Origin of the sequence: Micrococcus sp. HG099, from assembly GCF_024723355.1 — a bacterium.
Taxonomy (GTDB): Bacteria; Actinomycetota; Actinomycetes; order Actinomycetales; family Micrococcaceae; genus Micrococcus; species Micrococcus endophyticus.
Genome location: NZ_JANQCJ010000213.1, coordinates 1 through 2,171, shown reverse-complemented (window position 1 = coordinate 2,171; position 2,171 = coordinate 1). Strand labels below are relative to the sequence as shown.

General features: G+C 71.0%; 2 protein-coding genes. One reads left to right on the top strand and one right to left on the bottom strand.

From position 1 onward, the window contains the following. Positions 1 to 275: 275 nt before the first annotated feature. On the top strand, positions 276 to 1,733 hold the full coding sequence (rpsA, locus tag NWP10_RS11660) for a 30S ribosomal protein S1 (RefSeq protein ID WP_017489147.1): 1,458 nt from the start codon (positions 276 to 278) through the stop codon (positions 1,731 to 1,733). A 158-nt stretch (positions 1,734 to 1,891) separates the two neighbouring features. Here the strand turns inward: rpsA and NWP10_RS11655 are convergent. Then, a partial coding sequence (locus NWP10_RS11655; RefSeq protein ID WP_258301012.1) for a class I SAM-dependent methyltransferase occupies positions 1,892 to 2,171 on the bottom strand: 280 nt, incomplete at its 5' end.

Genomic DNA, 2,171 nt, shown 5'->3' with positions numbered 1-2,171 from the left:
GTGGCTCGGCGGCGTGCGCGCCGGCGCGCTCGTGCGGGCCGGCGTCGTGGACGAGCGGGAGCCGGGCGCGGCCGCCCGGCTGGACGCGCTGCTGGCCCCCGCGGCCGCGGTGCACCTGCTCACGGGGTTCTGATACGCTGGTCGAGCACATTCGTGCGCACTTGAAACATGTCCATCACGACCCACGCCGGGTGGGGCGCCTGAGGCGCCCGGACGCCGTCGACCGACGGCACGGATCCCGGCGTGACCCCTGATCCCAACGGAGTCCCTCCTACATGACCACCACTTCCAACGCCCCGCAGGTCGCCATCAACGACATCGGCACCGCCGAGGACCTGCTCGCTGCCATCGACGCGACCATCAAGTACTTCAACGATGGCGACCTCGTCGAGGGCACCGTCGTCAAGGTGGACCGCGACGAGGTCCTGCTCGACATCGGCTACAAGACCGAGGGCGTCATCCCGTCCCGCGAGCTGTCCATCAAGCACGACGTGGACCCGGACGAGGTCGTGGCCGTGGGCGACACCGTCGAGGCCCTGGTCCTCACCAAGGAGGACAAGGAGGGTCGCCTGATCCTCTCCAAGAAGCGCGCCCAGTACGAGCGCGCCTGGGGCGACATCGAGAAGATCAAGGAGGAGGACGGCGTCGTCGAGGGCACCGTCATCGAGGTCGTCAAGGGCGGCCTCATCCTGGACATCGGCCTGCGCGGCTTCCTCCCGGCCTCGCTCGTCGAGATGCGCCGCGTGCGCGACCTGGCCCCCTACATCGGCCAGAAGCTCGAGGCGAAGATCATCGAGCTGGACAAGAACCGCAACAACGTGGTGCTCTCCCGCCGCGCCTGGCTCGAGCAGACCCAGTCCGAGGTCCGCTCCAACTTCCTCCACAAGCTGGAGAAGGGCCAGGTCCGCAACGGCACCGTGTCCTCCATCGTCAACTTCGGCGCCTTCGTCGACCTGGGCGGCGTGGACGGCCTCGTGCACGTCTCCGAGCTGTCCTGGAAGCACATCGACCACCCGTCCGAGGTCGTCGAGGTGGGCCAGGAGGTCACCGTCGAGGTCCTCGAGGTGGACATGGACCGCGAGCGTGTCTCCCTGTCGCTGAAGGCGACCCAGGAGGACCCGTGGCAGCTCTTCGCCCGCACCCACGCCCTCGGCCAGGTCGTGCCGGGCAAGGTCACCAAGCTGGTGCCCTTCGGCGCGTTCGTGCGCGTCGAGGACGGCATCGAGGGCCTCGTGCACATCTCCGAGCTGGCCTCGCGCCACATCGACACCGCCGAGCAGGTCGTGTCGGTCAACGACGAGCTGTTCGTCAAGGTCATCGACATCGATCTCGAGCGTCGCCGCATCTCCCTGTCCCTCAAGCAGGCCAACGAGGGCGTGGACCCCGAGGGCACCGAGTTCGACCCGGCGCTCTACGGCATGGCCGCGGAGTACGACGAGGAGGGCAACTACAAGTACCCCGAGGGCTTCGACGTCGAGTCCAACGAGTGGATGGAGGGCTTCGAGTCCGAGCGCGCCGCCTGGGAGCAGCAGTACGCCGACGCCCAGTCCCGCTGGGAGCAGCACAAGGAGCAGGTGCGCCGCTCCTTCGAGGAGGAGGCCAACGCCGGCGCCGACACCGGTGCGGGCATGGGCGGCTCGTCCTACTCCTCCGAGGCCCCGGCCTCGGACGGCGGCACCCTGGCCTCGGACGAGGCCCTCGCCGCCCTGCGCGAGAAGCTCACCGGCAACTGAGCGCCGTCGCCTGACCGTCGCTGACGGTCGGTGACGCACCCCGACGCCCCGCCCCTCCTGCACGGAGGGGCGGGGCGTCGTCGTCTGCGGGGCGGTCTGCGGACCGCGCCGGGCCTGCCCGGCCGACCCGGACGTCGGACCGACGGGGCGCGGGCCCGTCAGCGGCGGGTGGAGACCGTCACGGTGAAGGTGCGGTCTCGGGCGACCTGGCGCGTCGGGCCCACCTCGGCCTCGAGCACGGGGCGGTGGCGCAGGTGGGAGTTCCACACGCACCACAGGCGCCCGCCCGTGGCCAGCACGCGGGCCGCCTCGGCGACCAGGCGGTGCGCCACGGCGGGGTCGACCGCGTTGCCGTCGTGGAACGGCGGGTTGAGCAGGATGCACTCCTCCGAGGCGTCCGGCCGGCCGGCGAGGGCGTCGTCCCGGACGGCCTCGAGC

Coding starts and splice junctions, on each gene's coding strand:
- rpsA (WP_017489147.1), top strand. CDS start 276: ATGACCACCACTTCCAACGCCCCGCAGGTCGCCATCAACGACATCGGC.